General features: G+C 57.4%; 5 protein-coding genes. 4 read left to right on the top strand and 1 reads right to left on the bottom strand.

Annotated features, from left to right (window positions below; genetic code table 11):
- On the bottom strand, nucleotides 1-290 hold a 290-nt coding region (locus D769_RS32835; RefSeq protein WP_241227916.1), incomplete at its 3' end, for a hypothetical protein.
- Here D769_RS32835 and D769_RS28145 point away from each other — a divergent pair.
- The 4 genes from D769_RS28145 to D769_RS32570 form a co-directional block, all read left to right on the top strand.
- On the top strand, nucleotides 172-1,185 hold the full coding sequence (locus D769_RS28145; protein WP_234707220.1) for an IS5 family transposase: 1,014 nt from the start codon (nucleotides 172-174) through the stop codon (nucleotides 1,183-1,185). The genes D769_RS32835 and D769_RS28145 overlap by 119 nt on opposite strands.
- Before the next feature lie 303 nt (nucleotides 1,186-1,488).
- Nucleotides 1,489-2,694 carry a hypothetical protein gene (locus tag D769_RS28140; RefSeq protein ID WP_008651818.1) on the top strand — a complete coding sequence of 402 codons (1,206 nt, stop codon included), beginning with the start codon at nucleotides 1,489-1,491 and terminating at the stop codon, nucleotides 2,692-2,694.
- A gap of 14 nt (nucleotides 2,695-2,708) precedes the next feature.
- Nucleotides 2,709-3,887: a FlhC family transcriptional regulator gene (locus tag D769_RS28135; protein ID WP_008651817.1), complete on the top strand. Its 1,179-nt coding sequence runs from the start codon at nucleotides 2,709-2,711 to the stop codon at nucleotides 3,885-3,887.
- A 4-nt stretch (nucleotides 3,888-3,891) separates the two neighbouring features.
- The coding region (locus D769_RS32570; RefSeq protein WP_008651816.1) for a hypothetical protein at nucleotides 3,892-4,138 on the top strand (247 nt) is incomplete at its 3' end.

The following is a 4,138-nucleotide window of genomic DNA, read 5'->3' as shown; positions in this document are numbered from 1 at the left end:
CAGGCTGCTGAAATACCGGCAGCGAACGTCAGCGCGACGACTTGCTGAATCGTTAATCTGAGGACTCCATACAATCCCACGTTCATGCGCGGCGCTGACACCTGCACCGAAAGTTTGTTCACCATGCGGCGGCTGGAAGATTTCGTGCCGAAGTCCCACCCCCTGCGCGCGATCCGCACCATGGCGAACCAGGCGCTGGCGAAGATGGATCGGCTGTTCGCGCAAATGTACGAGGCCGATATCAAGGGTGGCCGGCCCAGCATCGCGCCGGAGAAGTTGCTGCGGGCCATGCTGCTGCAGGTGCTCTACAGCGTCCGGTCGGAGCGCCAGCTCATGGAACAGACGCACTACAACTTGCTGTTTCGCTGGTTCATTGGCCTGGCGATGGATGATGTGGTCTGGGTGCCCAGCGTCTTCAGCAAGAACCGGGAACGGCTGATCAAGCACGATGCTGTGATCGACTTCTTCAACGAAGTGCTGGCCATCGCGCAGAAGAAGGACTGGCTGTCGGGCGAGCACTTCAGCGTCGACGGCACGTTGATTAAGGCGTGGGCTGGCCACAAGAGCTTTGTACGCAAGGATGGCGACGACCAAGACGATAACGACGGTGCTGACTTCAAGGGTGAAAAGCGCAGCAACGAGACGCACGAGTCCAAAACCGATCCCGATGCCAAGCTGTACCGCAAGGGCAAAACCGCCAGTGAACTGCGTTACATGGGTCATACCCTGAGCGACAACCGCCACGGCCTGGTGGTGAGCGCCATGGTGACCAATGCGGACGGACACGCCGAGCGCGAGGCCGCGAAGGTCATGCTCAACGATGCCAGGCAGGTGATTGAGGACCTGAATGTGGAAGTCACCGTGGGTGCGGACAAGGGCTACGACGCGCACGAGTTCATTCAAGCCTGCCTGGAGTTGAAGGTGACGCCGCACGTCGCACAAAACACCTCTGGCCGCCGCTCGGCCGTTCCCGACGCCATTGCAGGCACCAAGGGTTATGCCATCTCACAGCAGAAGCGCAAGCTGATTGAACAAGGCTTTGGATGGGCCAAGACCGTTGGGCGCATGCGCCAGGTGATGGTGCGCGGACTAAAGAAGGTCGATCAAATGTTTGTGCTGAGCATGGCCGCCTACAACCTCGTGCGCATGCGTTCGCTGGGACAAATCCGTCCGCAGTTGCAGTAATCGCGGCAATGAGGCCGGAAACGGTCGCCAAATCAACGAAAAAGTCGGTGAAGTGACGATCAGCTTCCGGATTGTGAAAAATAGCGAGCCCATCAGCCTTGCAGAGGGAAGCTTCGCTTTTATGCGGCTAGTACTTCAGCAGCCTGTTAGGCAAACAGCTTTCTACCGTCGTCCGGAAAAGCCGCATTGAAAAAGCGAGCTTTCTCCGATCTGAGCGCCCACTCGCTTTCGTAACCTTCACGTGAGCTTGACATTGCGTTCAGACCGATACGCTGTTTGTCGGGACATCAACAGAGAGTCGAAATGCCTCAAGGAAAAGATAAAAAAACTCAGGTCGAGCCGCAGGCCGACATCGTCAACTTCTCGGGTAACCAGGACACGGCACGCTACGCCGTTGCACTACGGCAGGCCTTCGGCGACATCCCAGTCAGCGACGATATGCTGAGCCGCTTGCTGGAATGCATCCGGAACATCCAACGCACCACTGACAAGATCAAGCGCCTAATCCTGGATATGGGCGCGGACCTTCAGCAGATTCACGATTCAGCCACCGAGATCGCCATCAGCCATTACGGCGATTCGAGAGCCGCCCGCTCTCGCGGCTGGGATCTCTTCTTCCATATCGCAGAGCACAACCTCGATCTATCGAGAAGCAAGGCAGAGCTATACCTGAATCTCTATCGACGCTTCCTGAGCCACAATGGTGCGCTGTCGAAACTGAATGTTGGCGAGCTTATGATCCTTCGCCGAAACGACTACACGGACGATGAGATTGACGCCGTCATCGAGTACAAAGAGACGGACCCTAGCTACCACCGAGACAACATCCGGAAGTTCGTGGATAAGCTGCGGCGCCAACAGGACGACCTATCAGAAGTACAGAACAGGCTCGACATCGCTACCGGCGAACTCGCCAGCACGGTCGCAGAGAACACGGAGAAAGACTTCGAGATCCGCAAACTGAACTCGGAAATTGCTAGGCTGACGGCAGCGTCCGATGCGAACAGCACCGCTCTGAGCGCAGCGCGCGAAGAACTGACACGTCAAAACGCAACATTCAGCCGACTGCAAATGCAGATCCACGATCTTGAACAGGAGAAGCAAGAACTTCAGTCTCGCATCGCCTACTCCAAATCCCATACTCGCCCCGAGACCGTTCCCATCGAGATCTTGCCTCCGGGATACGCTTCGCTCGAAGAAGCACTCGCTGCCAAAAATGAGCAACTAGCGGCGGCCCAATCAGAACTGACCGATCTTCAGAGCAAGCGCGACGCCATTGGCCATGAAATCGCCGAAAACCAGGACGCGCTGGACCGCCGCACCCGCGCGAGTGAGTCGCTGCAGAAGCTCGTGCAAATGTTCGAGTCGCTTGTTTCGACATTCGCGAGCGCCCAATTGGCGGTTCAGCTTGACGGCGAAGTCGAAAAGTACCGCCCGACGTTGAGCGTACTTGACAGCATTGTCGTCCGCCTCCAGGCAGACATTCGCGCAGCTCTGAAGTCCGTATAAGAGGAAAAGATATTATGCGACCCCATTCTCCGACCGCGGACTTCGAACGACTGTTGCTTTCGCGGATGACCCGAGACCGAATCCGCTCGGCCAACTATCACTTGACCGATCACTTGGCTGAAATTCTCTCGCACCACCCCGAGCTCGAGGCGACGCTTCAGATCGGGCACGATAATGTGGAGCGTGTTCGTCAGGCCGAGGTGACACAGCGCGAGCTGATGGGGACACCCTTCCTCGTCGTCACTCCAACGCTCACCGATGTCCAAGACTGGCGCTGTCTGGCAGAGAACACAACGACCACGCTGGCTATCGACGAGCTGCGCTCCAACATGCCGGCGTGGGACACTGACGACAAGCTACGCCTCTTCTATAACAACCGCCACTACATCTGGCTGCTGGCAGAACTGCTCCATGTCAGCATCCTGGCCGCGCCGCTTCTGGGTCTGAGCAGGGACCTCGCAGAGTATCTCCGATCACTGCCTCAGCACGTGCTTGACCGTGCAATTGCTCGCATCGACTTTCCGATTTTCAAATGGCGCCTTCCAAGCAAGCCGTTCTGGATCGATTTCGATACGGACCGGATCATGCCAGACACTCTTGCGCACCATTTCATCGCGACAACGCCAATGCGTGCGGACAAGCTCTCTGGCAAGCATAGTTGGACTCGCCTTACATTGGAGCCGGTTGCGAAACGCGTCTACTCGGATCTGATGATTCGTCAAAAATTCCGCGCGTCCATCGTAGCGTCGCTGCTTGGGATGAGCGGTACATACACCCGAAACCAGTTCCAGCAAATCCACGGCGAATCCTCGCCGTCCGGCCAGCTCCCATCGTCTACCGCCTGGTACTTCGAACATGCAACGCACCGCCTACAAGCCACGGCAATGGTGTCGTTTTACAGGATGGCCCAGGCTTTCGGCGCCAACGTTCCAGAGGCGTTAATCGCCGCATACGACCTATTCGAGAAGATATTCGGCACGATATCGAAAATATCGGCGGACCGGGCTTGCCACATCTGCCGAATCATCTCGACAGAGGCCACGCTAGAATTGGCGCCTTGTCGCGTGTGCAGGACCCCGTATCTCATTGCCAACACGGCCCCGCGCATCGAGCTCAGCCACAATTTTTCCTGCCCCAACTGCAGCGGCGCGCTCGGTGGCCCGCATGCCGATTCCCGAAAGAGGAGGAAATAACTGTATGTATATTGCGCTTTGGCTTCCGGCCGTACTGGCCTTCTTTCTAGCGCCTCGCGTAGGGCGCAATCGCTTTCTCTGGGCAGCGATCTGCTTCTGCACGTCGTTGATTGGCCTTGTCGCTTTGATCCTGCTACCCAGTCGGAAGCATCCGAAGTTGGCAGACTATCTACAGGCGCATCCGGAGTGTCAGACAACACACGGCGTCACCTGCGCCTACTGCGGATCGCGGAGCATCCGCCTGTGGCGGG

It is taken from the genome of Cupriavidus sp. HMR-1, from assembly GCF_000319775.1.
Classification (GTDB): Bacteria; Pseudomonadota; Gammaproteobacteria; order Burkholderiales; family Burkholderiaceae; genus Cupriavidus; species Cupriavidus metallidurans.
The sequence above is the reverse complement of the archived record's forward strand: the minus strand, read 5'-3'. Positions and strand labels throughout refer to the sequence as shown.

Excerpts from the sequence above, each read along its gene's own strand:
- D769_RS28140 (WP_008651818.1), top strand. The coding sequence starts at position 1,489 with ATGCCTCAAGGAAAAGATAAAAAAACTCAGGTCGAGCCGCAGGCCGAC.
- D769_RS28135 (WP_008651817.1), top strand. The coding sequence starts at position 2,709 with ATGCGACCCCATTCTCCGACCGCGGACTTCGAACGACTGTTGCTTTCG.